This window comes from Helicobacter heilmannii (assembly GCF_001283065.1).
Classification (GTDB): domain Bacteria; phylum Campylobacterota; class Campylobacteria; order Campylobacterales; family Helicobacteraceae; genus Helicobacter; species Helicobacter heilmannii.
In genome coordinates, this window is sequence record NZ_CDMK01000001.1 from 548881 (window position 1) to 567096 (window position 18216).

General features: G+C 49.3%; 18 protein-coding genes. 13 read left to right on the forward strand and 5 right to left on the reverse strand.

The features are described from left to right. The 6 genes from AOG36_RS02755 to AOG36_RS02785 are packed head-to-tail and all read left to right on the forward strand — an operon-like array spanning position 1 to position 6233. Positions 1-1053 (forward strand): GMP reductase, encoded by a 1053-nt coding sequence (locus tag AOG36_RS02755; protein ID WP_015106304.1) that lies wholly within the window; start codon positions 1-3, stop codon positions 1051-1053. After that, a complete protein-coding gene (locus tag AOG36_RS02760; protein WP_015106305.1) occupies positions 1043-1645 on the forward strand; it encodes a TorD/DmsD family molecular chaperone in 603 nt (200 codons plus the stop codon). The genes AOG36_RS02755 and AOG36_RS02760 overlap by 11 nt, the downstream gene beginning before the upstream one ends. Positions 1646-1653: 8 nt before the next feature. Beyond that, entirely contained in the window at positions 1654-1896 is a 243-nt protein-coding gene (locus tag AOG36_RS02765) for a hypothetical protein (RefSeq protein WP_053825442.1), read from the forward strand. A 15-nt stretch (positions 1897-1911) separates the two neighbouring features. Then, positions 1912-4719: a formate dehydrogenase subunit alpha gene (locus AOG36_RS02775; RefSeq protein WP_210628053.1), complete on the forward strand. Its 2808-nt coding sequence runs from the start codon at positions 1912-1914 to the stop codon at positions 4717-4719. Position 4720: 1 nt separating this feature from the next. Next, positions 4721-5359: a formate dehydrogenase FDH3 subunit beta gene (gene fdh3B / locus AOG36_RS02780; protein ID WP_015106310.1), complete on the forward strand. Its 639-nt coding sequence runs from the start codon at positions 4721-4723 to the stop codon at positions 5357-5359. A gap of 10 nt (positions 5360-5369) precedes the next feature. Further along, entirely contained in the window at positions 5370-6233 is an 864-nt protein-coding gene (locus AOG36_RS02785) for a formate dehydrogenase subunit gamma (RefSeq protein ID WP_015106311.1), read from the forward strand. 37 nt (positions 6234-6270) lie between these two features. Here AOG36_RS02785 and AOG36_RS09225 read toward each other — a convergent pair whose 3' ends face one another. Then, a complete protein-coding gene (locus tag AOG36_RS09225; protein WP_265341729.1) occupies positions 6271-6399 on the reverse strand; it encodes a hypothetical protein in 129 nt (42 codons plus the stop codon). A gap of 16 nt (positions 6400-6415) precedes the next feature. Between AOG36_RS09225 and AOG36_RS02790 the strand changes: the two genes are divergently transcribed. Then, positions 6416-6811: a glycosyltransferase family protein gene (locus AOG36_RS02790; RefSeq protein ID WP_053825443.1), complete on the forward strand. Its 396-nt coding sequence runs from the start codon at positions 6416-6418 to the stop codon at positions 6809-6811. 295 nt (positions 6812-7106) lie between these two features. On the opposite strand, the gene pdxA is transcribed toward AOG36_RS02790, so the two are convergent. Genes pdxA through AOG36_RS02805 form a run of 3 tightly spaced genes read right to left on the reverse strand, consistent with a single transcriptional unit; the run spans position 7107 to position 9764 of the window. Continuing rightward, complete coding sequence (gene pdxA / locus AOG36_RS02795) at positions 7107-8030, reverse strand: 4-hydroxythreonine-4-phosphate dehydrogenase (protein ID WP_015106313.1); 924 nt, start codon at positions 8028-8030, stop codon at positions 7107-7109. Next, positions 8020-8796 (reverse strand): pyridoxine 5'-phosphate synthase, encoded by a 777-nt coding sequence (locus AOG36_RS02800; RefSeq protein ID WP_015106314.1) that lies wholly within the window; start codon positions 8794-8796, stop codon positions 8020-8022. The genes pdxA and AOG36_RS02800 overlap by 11 nt, the downstream gene beginning before the upstream one ends. Beyond that, on the reverse strand, positions 8787-9764 hold the full coding sequence (locus tag AOG36_RS02805) for a glycosyltransferase family 4 protein (protein ID WP_015106315.1): 978 nt from the start codon (positions 9762-9764) through the stop codon (positions 8787-8789). The genes AOG36_RS02800 and AOG36_RS02805 overlap by 10 nt, the downstream gene beginning before the upstream one ends. 31 nt (positions 9765-9795) lie before the next feature. Here AOG36_RS02805 and AOG36_RS02810 point away from each other — a divergent pair, with 31 nt between their 5' ends. Both AOG36_RS02810 and AOG36_RS02815 read left to right on the forward strand, forming a co-directional pair. Beyond that, complete coding sequence (locus AOG36_RS02810) at positions 9796-10380, forward strand: phosphatase PAP2 family protein (protein ID WP_015106317.1); 585 nt, start codon at positions 9796-9798, stop codon at positions 10378-10380. Between the two features lie 104 nt (positions 10381-10484). Further along, complete coding sequence (locus AOG36_RS02815) at positions 10485-12164, forward strand: methyl-accepting chemotaxis protein (RefSeq protein ID WP_053825444.1); 1680 nt, start codon at positions 10485-10487, stop codon at positions 12162-12164. A 102-nt stretch (positions 12165-12266) separates the two neighbouring features. On the opposite strand, the gene selA is transcribed toward AOG36_RS02815, so the two are convergent. Then, positions 12267-13565 carry an L-seryl-tRNA(Sec) selenium transferase gene (gene selA, locus AOG36_RS02820; RefSeq protein ID WP_015106322.1) on the reverse strand — a complete coding sequence of 433 codons (1299 nt, stop codon included), beginning with the start codon at positions 13563-13565 and terminating at the stop codon, positions 12267-12269. 80 nt (positions 13566-13645) lie between these two features. Between selA and speA the strand changes: the two genes are divergently transcribed. Genes speA through AOG36_RS02840 form a run of 4 tightly spaced genes read left to right on the forward strand, consistent with a single transcriptional unit; the run spans position 13646 to position 18181 of the window. Further along, positions 13646-15508, forward strand: a complete 1863-nt coding sequence (speA, locus tag AOG36_RS02825; protein ID WP_015106323.1) for an arginine decarboxylase — start codon at positions 13646-13648, stop codon at positions 15506-15508. 33 nt (positions 15509-15541) lie between these two features. Then, positions 15542-16453 (forward strand): carbon-nitrogen hydrolase, encoded by a 912-nt coding sequence (locus tag AOG36_RS02830; protein WP_015106324.1) that lies wholly within the window; start codon positions 15542-15544, stop codon positions 16451-16453. Positions 16454-16480: 27 nt separating this feature from the next. Further along, on the forward strand, positions 16481-16846 hold the full coding sequence (locus AOG36_RS02835) for a hypothetical protein (RefSeq protein ID WP_156294629.1): 366 nt from the start codon (positions 16481-16483) through the stop codon (positions 16844-16846). Between the two features lie 39 nt (positions 16847-16885). Continuing rightward, positions 16886-18181, forward strand: coding sequence for a Na+/H+ antiporter NhaC family protein (locus AOG36_RS02840; protein ID WP_053825446.1), 1296 nt, complete (start codon positions 16886-16888; stop codon positions 18179-18181). Positions 18182-18216 lie beyond the last annotated feature (35 nt).

An 18216-nucleotide genomic window follows, 5' to 3' on the forward strand; every position in this document is an offset into this window, starting at 1 on the left:
ATGCACATGGACGCACATGAATATTTAGATTTCGAAGATGTATTGATCAAGCCTAGGCGTAGCCCCGTTAACTCCCGCCAAGAGGTGGATTTAATCCGCAATTTTAAAACCAAGAGCGGGCATGTTTTAAGCGGGGTGGGGGTGGTGGCGGCGAATATGGACGGCGTGGGTACTTTTAGCATGGCTAAGGCCCTAGCACAAGAAAAAATGTTTACCGCCCTGCACAAGTTCTACACCCTAGAGCAGTGGGTGGCGTTTGCCAAAGAAAACCCGCAAGTCCTGCCCTATGTCTTTGCCACGATTGGCTCAAGCCAAGCAGAATTAGAAAAATTGGAGCGTATTTTAGAGGCCATCCCCGTTTTGACGAATATTTGTATCGACATCGCCAATGGTTACAGCGCGCATTTTTTGCCCCATGTGGCTAGGGTGCGCGAGAAGTTTCCAAACAAAGTCCTTATGGCAGGCAATGTGGTGGGGGCAGAGATGAGCGAGGCACTCGTGCAAGCGGGGGCAGACATTGTCAAGGTGGGCATTGGCCCGGGCAGTGTGTGCACCACGCGCAAAATGACGGGCGTGGGTGTGCCGCAATTCTCGGCGATTGTGGAGTGTGCCCAGGCGGCGCACGCCTTAGGTGGGCTGGTGTGTGGGGATGGGGGCTGTGCTTGTGTGGGCGACATTGCCAAGGCACTAGCGGGGGGGGCGGATTTTGTGATGTTGGGCGGGCTTTTAGCCGGGCATGCCGAATCTGAGGCCAAAATTGTAGAAAAAGAGGGCAAGCCCTATGCTTTATTTTATGGCATGAGTTCCTACACTGCCCAAGAGCACCACGGGGGGGTGCGCTCTTACCGGGCCAGTGAGGGCAAGGAGGTGTATTTGCCCTTTAGGGGGGCGGTGGCGGCGCGTTTACAAGAGATTTTAGGGGGACTGCGCTCCACTTGCGCTTATGTGGGTGCGACCAATCTAGAGGAACTACCCAAGAGGGCGATTTTTATTCGGGTGCGCCGGCAAGTCAACCCCATTTATAACCACTTAGAGAGCCCCCATGGAAATTGATTTGATCCACGCAAGGGCACTTTACTACCGTCTGTGGCATTATTTGGTGGTGTTCGTGCACGATGAAGAGCTGTTTGGGGAACTTAGTGCGCTGGTGGCACATTTAAAAGACTACCCCTTCAATGCCCAAACTGCACAGGCATGGCAGGAGATTGAGAGTTTTTTGGGGCAGGGTTTGGAGGCGTTGAAGTCTGAGCAAAACGCCGTGTTGTTTGCGCCCGGCGAGCAGTTTGTACCCTTGAGTGCATCTTATTATTTAGAGGGGCAGGACAATGGCAAGAAACGCCTAGAGGCGATCGCGCTTTTAAAACAATCGGGCTTACACATTGAGAGCCACACGATCGGCGCGCCTGTGGCTGAGGACGATTTGGCGTTTTTGACCCTGATGATGAACGCCTTTTTAAAGGAAATGCTAGCCAATCCGCACTTCTTTGCGCTACACGCCACGCTTTTTAAAGACTTCTTCCATTTATTCAGCGATGCCTTTATTGAGACAATCATCACACATAAAAGCAGCGTGTGTTATAAAAATTGTGCTATAATCCTCAGCGCATTTATCCAACACGAAAGATTATTTTTTAATCTGGTCTAGGAGGTTTAATGAACGGAAGTAAAGCGCAGGTAGAAAACGGAACTCCAACAAGACGTGGGGCTTTAAAGAAATTAGGGATCTTGGGTGTGGGGGCCCTCTCTAGCCAAAGTTTGCTAGCGACCATGCCTGAAAGGCGTTTTCCGGATACGGATGCTAATAGCAATGGCGTGGTGGTGGGCAAGAGCAATAAAAAAGAAATTCTTTACCACAAAACCCCCGCTTGGGAGATTTTTTACAAAAGTGTGTGGTAGTTTTAAGGAGACAACATGGGTAATTTAAGTCGGCGCTCGTTCTTAAAAATGGGCGCAATCGGGGCGGGGGCAGGCGCAAGCCTAGCCTTTGCCAACACCAAAGTCAGTAAAGAAGAGAGTGTGATCGACCCTAATGAGGGGGTCAAACGGGTTAAAACCATCTGCAGTATCTGTTCGGCCGGATGTGGGATCATCGCTGAGGTCAAAGACGGAGTGTGGATCCGCCAAGATGTGGCCCAGGATCACCCCATCAGCGCGGGTAGCCACTGTTGTAAGGGTGTGGATCAAATTGACCTCGTCAAATCCAAAATGCGCTTAAAATACCCGCTCAAAAGAGAGGGCGGGCAGTGGAAGCGCATCAGTTACGAGCAAGCCATCAACGAGATCAGCGATAAAATGCTCAAAATGCGTGAAAAATACGGACCCGATAGTATGATGTTTCTAGGAAGTGCTAAGATGAATTCCCAGCAGGCCTACTACTGGCGTAAGTTTGCTGCCTTTTATGGGACGAACAACATCGATCATGTAGCCCGCATTTGACACAGCACCACAGTCGCCGGTGTGGCGAATACATGGGGGTATGGTGCGATGACAAACCACTTTGGGGATGTAGTCGGACATTCTAGGGCAATTTTGATGATTGGGCTAAACACCGCCGTGAGTAACCCGATCGGCTTTAAGCACTTTTTGCAGGCTAAAGATCGCAATAATGCCAAGCTCATCGTGATCGATCCCGTGTTTACTAAGAGCGCGGCCAAGGCAGATATTTATGTGCGCATCCGCTCCGGTACAGATATTGCCTTTGTCTATGGCATGCTGCATTTGATCTTTAAGCATGGCTGGGAGGATAAGGAGGTCATTAAAAATCAAGCCTTTGGCATCGATGCGATCAAAAAAGAGGCGTTGCACTACACGCCCGAAGTGGTCGAGGACATTACGGGCGTGCCTAAAGAACTGCTCATCCAAACCACAAGGGTGTTTGCGCACGCTAAACCCGCCACTTTGGCGTGGTCTCTTGGGATCACACAGCACACAGTGGGCAGTGGCAACACGCGCATTCTGTCTATTTTGCAACTCGTGCTAGGCAACATGGGCAAAAAGGGCGGGGGTTGCAACATCATCAGAGGGCATGACAATGTGCAGGGCTCTACGGATATGTGCTGTGTGGCGGACAATTTGCCCGGCTACTATGGCCTAAGCGAAGCAAGCTGGAAGCACTACGCCAAATGCTGGGGCGTGGATTACACCTATTTGCAAAAACGCTTTTTTGCCCCCGAGTGGATGCATAAAAAGGGCTTTAGTCTGTCGCTTTGGTTTGAAGGCGTACTACAAGAGTCTAAAACCCACTCCAGCGCGCCCATCAAAGGGCTATGGGTGCAGGGTAATGGGGTAAGCTCTCTGGCGCACAACACCAAAATGGCTAAAGCGATTGAGAAGCTAGACCTCATGGTGATTGCCGAGCCCTTTTTAAACGAGGCGGCAATTTTGACAGATAGACCCGATGGGGTATATGTCCTGCCCGTGGCAACCCAATTTGAATGCGAGGGGATCGTGGTCGCCACCAACCGCGCAGCCCAGTGGCGCAGCCAAGTGGTCAAACCCCTGTATGAAGCCAAGCAAGACCACGAACTCATGTTTGAAATGGCAAAGAAATTTGGCTTTTATGAAGAGTACACCAAAGCCCTACTCTGTGATTTTGACAAGAACGGAGAGCTGGTGCAAGTGCGCAAAACCTTCCAGTGGCCAGAAGATGCAACTAGAGAAATGGCGCGCTCTATTAAGGTGATTGGTCTTGGGGGCTGGACACCAGAGCGGCTTAAAGCCCAACAAGAAAATTGGCACATGTTTGATTACATCAGTCAAGAGGGCTATGGCCCAATGAAGGGGCAGTACTATGGCCTGCCTTGGCCATCTTGGACACCGCAGCACCCCGGCACGCCTATTCTCTATGATACCAGCATCCCCACTAAAGAGGGAGGCATGGGCTTTAGGGCGCGCTTTGGCGAGGAGTATAAGGGGCAGAGCTTGCTGGCCGATAAAAGCGTTACAATCAAGGGCTCGGCCATTAAAGGCGGTTACCCTGAGATCACCAAGGCTAACATTGAAAAGGTGCTAGGGATCAAGCTCACCGATCACGAAAAGGCGATCATGGGGGATAATTGGAAGGTGGACACCAGCGGGCTCATCCAACAAAAATGCGATGAAAAGGGTGTTTGTGTCTATGGGAATGCTAGGGCGCGCGCCATTGTGTGGAACTTTTTAGACCAAATCCCTAAACATAGAGAGCCTTTGCACTCCCCGCGCCCGGATTTGGTGCAAAAATACCCCGCCATCAAAGATCAGATCAATAATTTTAGAGTCGATGTGCGCTATGCCAGCGAGCAAAATAAAGAAGTGTGGGCCAAAGACTTCCCCATTGTACTTGCCTCCATGCGCTTGGTGAATTTGAGCGGAGCGGGCATGTTGGAGCGTACCAGTAAGTATTTATCCCACATCACGCCCGAAATGTTTTGCCATATCCACCCCGATTTGGCCTTAAACCACGGCATTAAAGACGGGGAAATGATGTGGGTACACTCTCCCGAGGGGACTAAGATTAAAGTCAAGGCGATCTTTAGCCACGCCGTAACGCCCGATCGCATCTGCATGCCCTATAGCTTTGCGGGGATTTTACAAGGCGTGGATTTATCCCACCGCTACCCAGAGGGCACCAAGCCCTACACCATTGGTGAGAGCTCCAATACGATCACTAACTACGGCTTTGATCCCGTAACCCAAATCCCTGAATTTAATGCCGGCTTGTGCCGCATTGAGAAGGCTTGACATGGCAAATTTACAACCTGCAAAACAAATCCCTAATGCCAATCGCATGAAGTTTTATTGCGATGACAACCGCTGTATCAGCTGTTTTGCCTGCTCTGTGGCGTGCTCGCACTCTAATGAACTGGAGGTGGGTTTGAACCGGCGCAAGGTGATCACACTCTATGAAGGTGTGGAGGGCAAGGAAAAATCGATTTCGATCGCCTGCCAACACTGCACAGACGCGCCCTGCGCCCAGGTCTGCCCCGTGGATTGCTTCTACATTAGAGAAGATGGCATTGTGTTGCACAATAAAGAAACTTGTATTGGCTGTGGTTATTGCCTTTATGCCTGCCCCTTTGGCGCGCCGCAATTTCCTAGAGATGGGGCCTTCGGCGTGCGCGGCGTGATGGATAAGTGCACCATGTGCGCTGGGGGTCCCGCGCCCACACACTCCAAAAAAGAAATGGAGCTTTATGGGGTCAATCGCATTGCCAGCGGGCAAGTGCCCATGTGTGCGGCAACTTGCTCGACTAACGCCCTCTTAGTGGGCGATGCCTTGAGCATTGCTGACATTTACAGAAGAAGGGTCATGGCAAAATACGCCAACGCCCAAGATTTTAAGACCAAAGCTGCGCACCAGCTCGAGGGTGCCACACCTTAAGGGAGAGCCCATGAAAAAATTGCTGCTTTTTATGGGGCTTTTGGCGGGCTTAAACGGCACCCCCCTAGATCAAGAGCGCATTTTAGGCATTCTGCCCTATGGCCAAATGGACACGACCAAACTGGGCGAAATTTGGACGCTTTGGCAGGGGCATTATTTTTTATGGCTCTTTTTGGCGGTGGTGGTGGGGGTCGCTTTGGCGTTTCTCTTGCACTACTTGGTCATCGGGCCTAAACAATTTCCCCACAGCGGACAAAAAGTCCCCTTTTTTAGCCTATTTAATCGGATCGTCCATTGGATTGCGGGGATGTCTTTCATCTTGCTCGTACCCACGGGACTTATCATGATTTTTGGCTCGTTCTTTGGGGGTGGGGCGTTTGTGCGCTTTTGCCGCATCACGCACAGCATAGGTTGTGTGGTCTTTATCATTGCCGTGATCCCTATGTTTCTTATGTGGTTTAAACCCATGATTTTGAGTCTCGCGGATTTTAAATGGCTGTTCATCATGGGCGGGTATCTCAGCAAAGAGCATAAACCCGTGCCAGCGCATAAGTTCAACGCTGGGCAAAAGACATGGTTTTGGGTGGCGACTTTGGGTGGGTTTGTGATGATCGCTAGCGGCGCGCTCCTTTACTTCAACACCAACGATTTAAGCAAAATTGCCAACTTTTTCGGGCTTTACCAAATTTCGCTCTTGCGTTTAAGCGCGCTGGTGCATAACTTCTTTGGGCTGGTACTCGTGGGTTTTTTTATCGTGCATTTGTACATGTCCTTGTTTGCCATTAAAGGCTCTTTGCACTCCATGATCGATGGCAATAAGGAGCTTGAAGAGGTGAAAATCCTGCACAGTTTGTATTTAAAAGAGGGGTATTAAAAGCTGGCACTAAGCTAAGAGGATTAGCATAAGAGATTTACCCTACGGCTAGAGGTTTTACATGTCCGAGCCCTTGATCATTCCCGTTGTGGTGGCGTTTAATCAAGACTGTTGTCTGCCCGCCGGTGTGGCTTTTGCACTCCGCTCTCACCCACGCTAGCCACATACACGAAGGCACCCCCTTGTTTTATAAAATCCATTGTCTAGTACAAGGGGTGGATGCCACCCAAAAATCCAAAATTGAGCAGGGTTTATCAGCTTTTAGGAAGTTTTCTAGTGTGGAGTTTATGGATTTAGAATTTGAGCCACGAGCTACATTGAGCATCGACATGCCTCTATGCGATTTGTCTTTTGAAGAATGGAGCAACATCTATAACGACCACTTTAATATTGGGTTTGCTGTCTATAATCTCAAGGCGTGGCGGGTGCATAATTTAGAGGACCAATGCGTTGAGTTTTTTACAAAAGGGGATATAAGCTTTTTGCACCCGAACACCACCACACTCTTGTACCACAAAAATATCTTAGAATTGCCCTATATTTACAACGCCAACCCCCACCATAATCACCCACAATAAGCCATCTAACCCAACGAGGTGGTGTGGTATTTTATGGTCCCAACAAGCCGTGGTAACCCAGCAATTTCCACACTGTTCAAGTTTGGATCAATGCCATAGCGTGCTCCCCCTTCGTCCCTCTTTACTTTGACAATTATTACAGCTAGCTTAGAGACAAAAGCACACAGACAAATTTTGTACACTTCGAGTTTCTTTTAACAAAAAGTTCCTCTTTGGTCATATCCTATATAAAATCCAAGGGTCGCCAAACGCCTATGGGCTAAGTGTCGCTTGCGTGAAAAGACGAAAGGCCAGCCTAAGTGTGTACCAACCACCCAATCGCGTTTTCATAACTCTTAATACTGGCTTTGTTTTGGTAAGCAATGTCAAAGGCCACACCATGATCGACTGATGCCCGTTTAATGGGTAGATCCAAAGACACATTGATGCTCTCTTCAAAATAAAGAGCCTTAAGGGGGGCTAACCCTATATCGTGATAAAGGGCCACAAAATGGCGGTGTTTTGCCCTAAAGTGGGGGCTAAAGGCACTATCCGCGGGCACAGGTCCTAAAAATTTGGGCGTGTTTAAAAGAGCGTTGGCCTGCTCTATGGCTTCTTTAACTTCCATATCTTGCGTGCCGATTGCGCCATTGTCCCCACAATGCGGATCAATCCCCAAAACCACGATCTGCTCGTCTGTGTTTAAAACCTGCGCTAAGGTGTATAAAAACTTCTTTAAGGGCTCTAGGCGCACCTTCGCGCTCACGGCACTTAAGGGGATGTGCTCGCTAAAGAGTGCCACCCATAGCTTAGGACAACCAAGTACCATGATCGCCTCTTGTTGGTAGCGCTCTCTTAGTAAGGCTGTGTGCCCGGGAGTGGTGATGCTGGCAAGTTGCCAAGCGTGTTTGTGGATGGGCAGGGTACAAACCCCGCTTGCCACCCCCAAGTCGGCTAAATCCAAAGCGTGTAAAAAACTTGCATGGCTGTAAAACCCGCTCTCTTGATCGATACTAGCAGGCTTGATCGCAGGCTGGCAGGCATTTGGGGCAATGCACTCCATGCTCTCTAGGGCGTGGGTGTAGGTATGGTTTAAAAGGGCATTGGCTTGCACTAAGAGATCGCGATGTACGCAGTAGAGGGGCTGGCAAATTTGGCTGATGCGCGCGTGCGCTTTTAGGGCAATTTCTGGCCCTACGCCTTGGATGTCCCCGATAGAAATAGCGATTTTAGGGCGCACAGATGGCTTCCTGCATGGATATAATGGCTTTTTCTAGTCCCACAATCACCGCCCGCGCGATGATGGCATGTCCGATGTTAAGCTCAGCAATGCCCTTTAGGCGCGCCACTAACCCCACGCTGGCGTAATTCAATCCATGCCCAGCGCACACTTCTAGCCCCATTTCTTGCCCTTTTAGGGCACTTTGGGCAAGCTCCTCTAGGCTTTGCTCGAGCATGTTTTTTAAGGTGGCGTTGGACTCTGGCAAATCTAGGTGGTTTTTATGGTGTTTAAAGCCCGTGTAAAGGGTATTGAACACATTGCTAAACTTGCCCGTGTGTAATTCCACGACCTTCACACCCAATTTCCAAGCCCTTTCTAAATTTTCTAAATTGGGGTCAATAAACAGAGCAACTTCGATCCCACAATCGCTGTAAGCCTTGATGGTGTCTTGCAATTTGGGGTGTTGTAAGTTCAGCCCCCCCTCGGTAGTGATCTCGGCACGCCTTTCTGGCACTAGGGTTGCTTTAAAGGGCTTTAAGGTGCATAAAATCTTAGTGATCTCAGGGTCGATGGCACACTCGGCGTTGATGGGTAGTGGGGCGTGCTTGACGATGCTTTTTACATCGTCCTCATGGATGTGGCGGCGGTCCTCCCTTAAATGTAGGGTGATCAAATCCACGCCCGCATTTTTAGCAATGAATACCGCCTCTAGGGGGTCTGGTTCATGGATTTTTCTAGCCTCTCTTAAGGTGGCGATGTGGTCAATATTTAAGCCTAAGCGCATGTCTGTCCTGCTTTGAGTTTAAAGTAAAGCTTGAGATACGCCCACACGAATAGAGCGATGAGAAACAGCAGGGCGTAGGGGTGATTGCGGCATAAAAAGCTCGCCCACATAAAAGGGGTGTTGGCTATAACAACCATCAAGCCTGTTAAGGCATTGGGGTTTAAAAAGCGGGGTTTGTTTTGCAAGGTTTTAAAAAGCAGGGTGTGTAGGTGCAGGGCATCGGGCAGAGTCGCCTTTTGCTTCTGCCATTTGCGCCGCGCAATGGAGAATAAAACTTCTGTGACGGGATAAACCATTAAAGCCAGCCCAAACCACGCGCTCACCACCCCCTTTAGCGACAAATCCATCAAGCTAGCCCCCAAAATAAAGCCCAGTAAATACGCCCCCCCATCGCCTAAGAAAATCAGTCCCTTAGGGAAATTGAGTGCTAAAAAGCCCAACACGGCCCAAAACAACGCCAAAATGAAGGGGTTTGGGGCCACTAAGTAGATAAATCCCAACGCCAAACAGCTAAAGCCCCCTGCTAGCCCGTGAAAGCCGTCAATGATGTTCATGGCATTGGCCACCCCCACGAGCATAAACACACTAAAGGGCAAAGCCACAAGCCAAGGTAGGCTAAATAGTGGGGAAAAGTCTTTGAGCACTAGGGGGGTAAGGAGCACCACCAAAGCCACACCTAGACTTTGTAAAATTAAACGCATTTTGGGGCTTAAAGAGAAATTTAAATCCTCTAAAAAGCCACTGATAAAAATGAGCACCCCACCTAAAAAACCCCACACGCCTAAAAACCCCCCGCAAAAGACAAAGGCCACAAACACGCCAAGCCCGCCTGCTCTAGGGGTTTTTTTAATGTGAAAACCTTGGGGCTTGTTAGCGTTGTCGGTGAAAATCTCTGTATTTTTGGCATAAATGATCACGCCCAAAGTACAGATGAAACTGAGCAAAAAGTACACAAACATAAAGGGCATTATACCCTAACAAAATGTTATAATGCGCCCCATGCTTAAAAAATTGTTCTTGGTGCTTTTGTTGTGTGCGAACTTGGGACGAGCAGAACTTTCTCGCGATGCAGTTGTGTTAGAGGACATCGGGGATGTTTTGCGGTTGATGCCTATATTTGTGGGTGTGGTGAGCCTTGGGATACGCGATTATCGGGGGATGGGTGAGTTGGCGATCGGCTCTTTGGTCGCCCAGGGCGTGATTTATGAGGTGAAAAATATCTTTGATGATGCCCATGCAAGGGGGGAGAGAGTGCCCTTTGCCAAGCGGCCTTGTTGTGATAGTTGGCGGGGAATGCCAAGTGGGCACGCCGGAGGGGCGTGGAGCGCGGCGGGGTTTGTCTATTACCGCTATGGCTGGAAGCCCGCCCTGCCCGTGATCGCCCTAGCCATTTTAACCGATGCGAGTCGGGTGGTCGCTAGAGAACACTCCATTTTGCAGGTGGTGGTCGGCTCTTTGATCGGCTGGGGTTTTGCCTATCTTTTTACCTCCAAATACCGCCGCAACTGGGAGCTGTATCCAGAGATCGGGGTAGACAACCGAGGCTATGCCCGCTATGGGATGCGCTTTCACTACCGCTTTTAAGTGATTTACAGCGGGATTTTTTGTGGAAGTGCCAAGCAAGTTTATACTTAGTTAAATTTAATTCGAAAATATTATAAGTTCAATCACACTACTAGGATGAAATCGTGCGCGTTGGGATAAAAATCTTGTTGAATATTTTTCTTTCTCTGATCGTGATGGGTGTTTTGGTGGTGTTGCTCACGAATTACAAGCAGCATAAACTCGTGCAAGGGCTCATCCACATCACGGAACAAGATGGCATTAAAAAGAAAGAAGATGCCCTAAGAGACATGTACGCCTTGATCGAGCATGGCATCCACCGTTACTACCGTATCCAGCCCTCTAAAGAACTAGCTCTTAAATACACCCTAGACTATCTAGGGGCGATCAATAAAGACCGCAGTTCGGTGTATATGGTGGCGGTGGACAAGGAGGGCAAAGTGCTCTTTGATCCGGTGAATCCAAACACCGTGGGCAAGAGTGGGCTGGATTTACAAAGCGTGGATGGAGTCTACTATGTGCGTGGTTATTTAGAAGCAGCCAAGAAAGGCGGGGGCTACACCCGCTATAAAATGCCCAAATTTGCCGGGGGCAAGCCTGAGCCAAAAGTGGCTTACAGCAAATACGATCCCGTGAGTGGGATGGTGTTGGCCACCACTTCTTACTACAGCGACATTTTAAAGGACTTTAACACCGTAGAGCGAGGAGCAAAAAGAAAGGTTCTAGAAGACACGCATGTTTTAACGCTGTGGATCAGCGCTACGATGCTGGTGATGATCTTGCTCTCTAGCATTTCGATCCATTTCACCGTGATCCAGCGGCTTAAAGACACGGTGGATCGGCTCTATAACTTTGGACAGGGGGATAAGGACTTGACCAAACGCTTGAAGGTCCGTAAAGGCAATGACGATGTGAATAAGGTTGCTGTGGGGATCAACGCCTTTGTGGAAAAGATCCATCAGTGCATCCAAACCATGAAAGACAACAGCGTGCACAATAAGTCTTTGGCAGATCGGTTGCAAGTCATCATCGGCAACACCTATGAGCGCTCCAAGGGCAACGCTGCCATTGTCCAGGACATTTGTCAAGAATCCAAAGACCTCACCACCACGGTGGCGCACTCAGTACAAGCCGCCAAAGAAGTAGGGGATCGGTTAGGACAAATGCGCGCCTCCATTGAAGACTCCAACGCTTCTTTAAGTACCATGCTCACACAAATCCTAGACGGAGCAAAGACGGAGGAAGAGCTGGCCAATAAGGTCGAGCACCTAAGTAAGAATGCCGATAGCGTGAAAAGCATTTTGCACATCATCAACGACATCGCCGACCAAACGAACTTACTCGCCTTAAACGCCGCCATCGAGGCAGCAAGAGCGGGCGAGCACGGGCGGGGCTTTGCTGTGGTGGCTGATGAAGTGCGCAATTTGGCGGCAAGAACCCAAAAAAGCCTAGCAGAAATCAATTCCACCATCGGGGTGATTGTGCAAGAAATCAACGATGTGAGCAGCCAAATGAATTTAAATTCTAGAAAGATCGAGGAGCTGAGCACCGGTAGCATCGAAGTGCAAGAGCGTTTCACTAACATGAGCGCAGAGGTGGGCACAGTAGTGGAGAGAACCCACGCCTTTATTGGCAATTACAGCAAAACCGGAGAGCGCATCCACACGATGGCCGAGCGCTTGACCCAAGTGGACAAAGACACCAGCGAGACTATAGATGAAGCCCAAGAAATCCTAAGCGTGGCCGACTCGCTCAAAGTCTCCACCTCTGAGCTGGATGCAGAGATTAACCAGTTCAAAACTTAAGGGACTAAAGCCTTGAAAGAGGTTTTGGGGTGCGCCCTAATTTCTCACTTTTTAAATCTTTTCTGTGCTTTGAACCCCCCAAACTTTTCTAGCTCTTTAAGCTTAGGGGTGGGGCTGATGCCTATTTATGGTGCTGTTAAGGATTTTGGCAATGGCGTGTAGGTCTTTGTCAAAAAGCGCAAAGGTGTCTAAGAGCACGCCGTCATGGCGCAACACACAGGCGAGCCCTTGTTGGTACAAAGCGTGGTGCAGCTCTTGAAAATCGCTTGGTGGGCTTAAAAGCAAGCCAAAACTTTTCATGCCGCTATCTGCCACCCCCCCGCCCACCAAGGCAGTGGTTTCTATGAGCGTGGCTTGCACCCCTTTTAAAAGTTGCAAGAGTTTTAACGCCTTATTTAAAAGCGTGTCTTTGTCCTGCTCTAAAAATCTTTGCGTAGGGTTAGCCTGTCCGCTTATGTGCTCTTGCAAACTTCGAGCAAGCATGTAGAGTTGGATTTTATCCGCTCTAAAAGCCCGATACAGCGGGTGTTTGGCAAGTTGGCAGATCGCCTCTTTAGCCCCCAGCACCACCCCACCCTGCACGCTGCCAAAGAGTTTATCGGTACTAAAGCTCAGCAAATGGGCGTGCTTCAAGGCCGTTTGCACCTGCATAATGCTTTGCAAACTGCCTAAATCTTCATAAAAAAGCACCCCCCGCTCTGTGGCAAGTTTATATAATTCTTTAGTCCCCACAGAGGCGACAAAACCTTGTTGTACAAAGTTACTTAGGTGGATGGTGGTGATGAGAGTGGTGTTAGGACTTAGGGCGTGTTGGTAGTCTTGTAAATAGGTCTTGTTCGTACTGCCGACAAATTTAAGGTTGGTTACGCACTCTAAAAGCTCATGCGCTCTAAAATGCCCGCCGATTTCCACGAGTTGTCCATAGGATAAAAGTGTTTCACAGCCTTGGGCTTTGGGGGCAAAGACGCTTGCCACCAATACTAGGGCACTGGCGTTGTTGTTGAGCACTAAAGCGTCTTCTGCGCTAAAGAGCATTTTTAAGAGCTCTTGTACCAAAGCGCAACGATCCGCCCTTTTGCCCCTGTGATCCACTTCTAAATTGATGTACCCGCTTAAAAGCTCTAGTTCTTTAAGGTGGCTTGGCTCTAAACAAGCCCGCCCTAAATTCGTGGAGAGCAACACCCCCGTGGCGTTGTAAAGGGGCTTTAGGGGGGCAGACATTAAAGCGGTGTATCGTTCTCTTACAAGCTCCACCCACGCATCTAAGCTGGCATAGGCAAATGGGGTCTTTTGGTGGGCTTTAAATAGAGAGGTGGCTAGGGCTTTTAAGGGGGCTTTGGGGTAGCCTTTGAGGGCGGGGGCGTTTAAAAGAGCGTGCATGGCGGGGGGGCGGGTTTTCATAGTGGGGATTGTAACACAAAAGGGGCATTTTGGTGATATTTTAGTTATACTCTAAGGCTCATTAACACTTAGGGGTTGGCATGCAAAATTATGGTTTGAATTATTGGGGCAGAGAGGATTTTATCATTGAGGGTGGGCTTGTGAAGGTCAATGCGGGCAGCAAGCCAAGCCTGATAGATGTGGTCTTGGACATGCGCGAGCAGGGCTTTAAGGGGCCCCTGTTGTTGCGCTTCCCCCATTTGATCGCCAAACAAGTACACAAGCTCTTTTCTATCTTTTCGCATGCCATTTCTCAATACCATTACAGCGGGGCGTTTAAAGCGGTCTTCCCCTTAAAGGTCAATCACATGCCAAACTTCGTCAATGCTCTTGTCCAGATTTCTAGCCAGTTTAATGGGGCATATGGGCTAGAGGCGGGCTCTAAGGCGGAGTTGATTTTGGCCATGGCGTATGTTCACGAGAGTGCCCCGATCACGGTCAATGGCTTTAAAGACAAGGAGATGATTGAACTGGGCTTCATTGCCACGAGCATGGGTGCGGACATCACCCTAACGATCGAGGGGCTAAGTGAGCTTAAAAGCATTTTAGAAGTCGCCCTAGAGAACAACACCATTGGCGAGAACACCAAATTTTGCCCAAAAATCGGTATCCGGGTGCGCCTACACAGTGCAGGGGTGGGGGTGTGGGCAAAAAGCACGGGCATCCACGCCAAATTTGGGCTCGCTAGCACCGAACTTCTAGAGGCGATGCACCTGCTAGAAACGCATGGTCTACTAAGTCAACTTACCATGATCCACTTCCACATCGGCAGTCAAATCAGCGACATCACCCCCTTAAAAAAGGCCCTAAAAGAGGCGGGCAATATTTATGCCGAGTTGCGTAAAATGGGGGCATTCAATTTAAACAGCATCAACATCGGCGGGGGGCTTGCCATTGAATACTCCCAGCACAAGCATAAATGCGAGCGCAACTACACTCTAGAGGAGTTTGCCGGCGATGTGGTGTTTTTGCTAAAGGAGATTGTGAAAAATAAAAAAGAGCTTGAACCGCATATTTTCATCGAGTCGGGGCGTTTCATCAGTGCCAGCCACGCCGTGCTCATCACGCCCGTGCTCGAGCTCTTCTCCCAAGATTACGATGAAAGCACTTTGCGCCTGAAAAAATCTAACCCCCCCCTAGTGGCAGAGATGGAGGATTTATACCACAACATCAATAGCAAGAATGCCATTGAGTATCTGCACGACAGCCTAGATCATATGGAGTCGCTTTTCACGCTCTTTGACTTGGGCTACATCGACTTGCAGGATCGCAGCAATGCTGAGGTGTTGGGGCATTTGATCATCAAAAAGGCGATCGGGTTTTTGCGCCACAAGGACCATAACGACATCATCCGCATCCAAGAGCAGGTGCAAGAGCGCTATTTACTCAACTGCTCGTTTTTCCAAAGCTTGCCCGATTATTGGGGCTTAAGACAGGCATTCCCTGTAATGCCCCTACACAAACTCGATGAAGAGCCCACAAGGAGTGCAAGCCTATGGGACATCACCTGCGATAGCGATGGCGAGATCAGCTTTGATAAAGACAAACCCCTTTTCTTGCACGATGTGGATGTGCGCCAAGAGGATTATTTTTTGGGCTTCTTCTTGGTGGGGGCGTATCAAGAGGTTTTGGGCATGCACCATAATTTATTCACTCACCCCACGGAGTGCAGCGTGCACATCAGCGAGGAGGGTTATGAGCTTGCCGACATTTTCCAAGCACAAACGATTTTAGATGCACTAGAGGATTTGGACTACGACACCAAAGAGATCGAGCGGATTTTAAAGCAAAAAATTGAAGATAGCGAACTTTTGGAGGACAGCGAGGAGCGTAAGGAGATGCTCGGGCGGCTGTATGTGATGCTGAGCGAAAACGGGTATTTACGCACCCTCACCCAAGAGTAGTTTTGTTATAATCCGTCTTTTTAGGGAGTGCGTATGGATTCTGTAGATTTACACTTAAAAACCATTGAGGTTGCCATTTTGCAACACGGCTATCAGGGCAGCGTGCAGACCACCTTAGAGCACACGGCCAAGCTTCTTGCCAAGGCTAGGTCTAAGCACCCACAATTAGATTTAGTGATCTTGCCCGAGCTGCATCCCTACCCCTACTTTTGCCAGCACGAAGACCCTAAATACTTTGCGTGGGCGCGGGAGTTTAGGGCACACTCTGCCTTTTTAGGCACTCTAGCCAAAACGCATAGGGTAGTGCTGGTGGGCTCGCTCTTTGAGGAGCGCATGGTGGGGGTGTATCATAACAGCGCGGTGGTGTTTGAAAAAGACGGTACATTATTAGGGGTGCAAAGAAAAATGCACATCCCCGATGACCCTAGATTTTATGAGAAGTTTTACTTTACCCCGGGGGATCAATACGCCCCCATTGCTAGCAGTGTAGGCAATTTAGGGGTGCTGGTGTGCTGGGATCAGTGGTATCCAGAGGCCGCACGGCTGATGGCCTTGCAAAAGGCGGATATGTTGATTTATCCTAGTGCCATTGGGTGGTTTTGCGATGAAGAGAGCGAGGATTTAGAGGAGAAGACCCTACAAAGGCAGGCATGGATCGGGGTACAAAGGGGGCATAGCATCGCCAACACGATCCCCGTGATCGCTTCTAATCGGGTGGGCTTTGAGCCAGACCCCTCTGGCCAGACTAGCGGATTGGAGTTCTTTGGTTCTAGCTTCATTTTCGGGGCATTTGGTAAAAAGCTCGCCCAAGCGGGCTTTGAAGAGGAGATTTTACATGCGCGCATTGATTTAGAGCAGAGCGCGAAAATGCGCCAAATGTGGCCTTTTTTTAGGGATCGGCGCATAGACACCTACAAGCCTTTAACAAGAAGGGTGGTGGATTAAGCCATGTGTTTAAAGATGTCAAAATTGGTGTCATTGGTTTTTATCGTGTTAAACTCGTCTTTATTAAGTGCTTATTCTGCACTAAGAAGCGATGGGTTTCTTAGCCAAGTTTTAGCCACGCATTTTATGCGCTCTGCCATCACGAGCCATAATTTGGCGTTGCAAGGCGATCGCTCCACTCTTTTTACGGGCGCTATCTGCGATACAATGGGTGAGCCCTACAAATGCTATCTGCTTAGAGCTCTCGTTTTATCTCGTTTTGAAAAGGCGACTAGCACCTACCAAGCAAAGAGGATTGAGTTAGAGGATGGACGCGCGCCCGAACCCTTTATCTTAGCCACTAAAAAGGCATTACAAGATTTTGCACACGCTCTTGTTAGGGGGCAAAAGTGATGGGGGTGATTTTCAAAAATAGGTTAAGTGAGTAGTGCCATGGCTTTATGGAGCAATCCCGCAGTCGTTGCTGTGCTTGTCATGGTGGCTCTAAGCCTTGCCCGCTTAAATATCTTGCTGGCGATCATCAGTGCCACGCTTGTGGGTGGGCTTATGGGAGGCCTTGGGCTTGTGGATACCACTAAAGTCATGATTAATGGCATGCAGGGCAATTTAGAAACCGCTTTAAGTTATATTTTACTCGGGGCCTTGGCCGTAACCATTTCTAGTGGCAATTTAATGAAAGTGGTTTTACTTAAGCTCGTGGCTTGCTTGGATCAGAAACGCACAATTTTTTGCTTTTTAATCGCCTTCATTGCGTGCTTTTCACAAAATTTAATCCCCGTGCACATCGCCTTCATCCCCATTTTAATCCCCCCCCTCTTGCACTTAATGAACCGCTTGCAAGTGGATAGACGAGCGGTGGCGTGTGCGCTCACCTTTGGCTTGCAAGCCCCTTACATGACGATCCCGGCAGGCTTTGGACTGATTTTCTTAAACCTCATTGTGGATAATCTAGACAAAAATGGCATACACACCACCCTTAGCGAGGTGGTGGCGGTCATGTCCATTGCGGGTTTGGCGATGCTTGTCGGGCTGTTGGTGGCGGTGTTAGTTCTATATCGAAAACCCCGTATTTATGAAGACCGCCTAGAGAGCATGGCGCATGAAGAGTTGAAATTGCAAACAAAAGACTATCTCGCTTTAGTGGGCATTGTTTTAGCCTTTGTGGTGCAAATTTTCACAGGCTCTTTGCCCCTTGGGGCGTTCATAGGGCTTATGGTGATGCTTGTGGGCGGGGTGATTAAATGGGGACAAATGGACATGGTGATCGATGAGGGCGTGAAAATGATGGCGTTTGTCGCCTTTGTCATGCTCGTGGCTTCGGGCTTTGGCGAAGTCTTGCAAAAGACGCACGCCATCACCGACTTGGTGCATATAGCCAGCGGGGCGATCTCGGGCAAATTTTTAGGGGCCTTGATCATGCTGGTGATTGGGTTGTTTATCACGCTTGGCATCGGTACTTCCTTTGGCACTCTGCCCATTATCGCCACCTTTTACTGCCCCTTGTGTTTGGCTTTGGGTTTTGACACGAAGGCGACAATCCTGCTTATAGGCATTGCTGCTGGGCTAGGAGACGCGGGCTCACCGGCCTCAGATAGCACCATAGGGCCCACCACGGGGCTCAATGCCGACCGGCAACACAACCATATTTACGACACATGTCTACCCACCTTCTTGGTTTATAATATCCCCTTAGTGGTCTTTGGCGTGGGGGGAGCGTTGCTATTATAAAGGCGCAAAAATGGTGGCGTTTAAGGCGCATTCTA

Excerpts from the sequence above, each read along its gene's own strand:
- AOG36_RS02755 (WP_015106304.1), top strand. The coding sequence starts at position 1 with ATGCACATGGACGCACATGAATATTTAGATTTCGAAGATGTATTGATC.
- AOG36_RS02760 (WP_015106305.1), top strand. The coding sequence starts at position 1,043 with ATGGAAATTGATTTGATCCACGCAAGGGCACTTTACTACCGTCTGTGG.
- AOG36_RS02765 (WP_053825442.1), top strand. The coding sequence starts at position 1,654 with ATGAACGGAAGTAAAGCGCAGGTAGAAAACGGAACTCCAACAAGACGT.
- fdh3B (WP_015106310.1), top strand. The coding sequence starts at position 4,721 with ATGGCAAATTTACAACCTGCAAAACAAATCCCTAATGCCAATCGCATG.
- AOG36_RS02785 (WP_015106311.1), top strand. The coding sequence starts at position 5,370 with ATGAAAAAATTGCTGCTTTTTATGGGGCTTTTGGCGGGCTTAAACGGC.
- AOG36_RS09225 (WP_265341729.1), bottom strand. The coding sequence starts at position 6,399 with ATGTGGCTAGCGTGGGTGAGAGCGGAGTGCAAAAGCCACACCGGCGGG.
- AOG36_RS02800 (WP_015106314.1), bottom strand. The coding sequence starts at position 8,796 with ATGCGCTTAGGCTTAAATATTGACCACATCGCCACCTTAAGAGAGGCT.
- AOG36_RS02805 (WP_015106315.1), bottom strand. The coding sequence starts at position 9,764 with ATGCCCTTTATGTTTGTGTACTTTTTGCTCAGTTTCATCTGTACTTTG.
- AOG36_RS02810 (WP_015106317.1), top strand. The coding sequence starts at position 9,796 with ATGCTTAAAAAATTGTTCTTGGTGCTTTTGTTGTGTGCGAACTTGGGA.
- selA (WP_015106322.1), bottom strand. The coding sequence starts at position 13,565 with ATGAAAACCCGCCCCCCCGCCATGCACGCTCTTTTAAACGCCCCCGCC.
- speA (WP_015106323.1), top strand. The coding sequence starts at position 13,646 with ATGCAAAATTATGGTTTGAATTATTGGGGCAGAGAGGATTTTATCATT.
- AOG36_RS02830 (WP_015106324.1), top strand. The coding sequence starts at position 15,542 with ATGGATTCTGTAGATTTACACTTAAAAACCATTGAGGTTGCCATTTTG.
- AOG36_RS02840 (WP_053825446.1), top strand. The coding sequence starts at position 16,886 with ATGGCTTTATGGAGCAATCCCGCAGTCGTTGCTGTGCTTGTCATGGTG.